The following is a 252-nucleotide window of genomic DNA, read 5'->3' as shown; positions in this document are numbered from 1 at the left end:
ATTCAATGTTCAGAGGTACGCTTATTAACTATAACAATTACATCACAAACCTCACCAGAAAAAATGGATACCTTGGAGTGGAAGGAGATACAAAATTCGATTTCAACCCTTCAGAAATTACAACAAAGCTGAATGAGTCTTACTTCAACGGAAATGATGCCGCAAAACGAATGAAAGGAATGCAGAAAAAAGATTTTCTTGGACAGACAATGGCTGATGATAACGCGCTTAAGCCTTTCAATCAGTTGGCAC

At 37.7% G+C, this 252-nt stretch carries 1 protein-coding gene; it reads left to right on the top strand.

Annotation, left to right across the window (positions count from 1 at the left end; translation table 11 throughout):
* Positions 1-252: hypothetical protein (locus ACR9ZK_RS22740; RefSeq protein WP_481344190.1), on the top strand; the 252-nt coding region annotated here is incomplete at both ends.

This window comes from Monashia sp. HAY1-5C (assembly GCF_056755255.1).
This window is presented reverse-complemented; position numbering and strand designations above follow the sequence as displayed.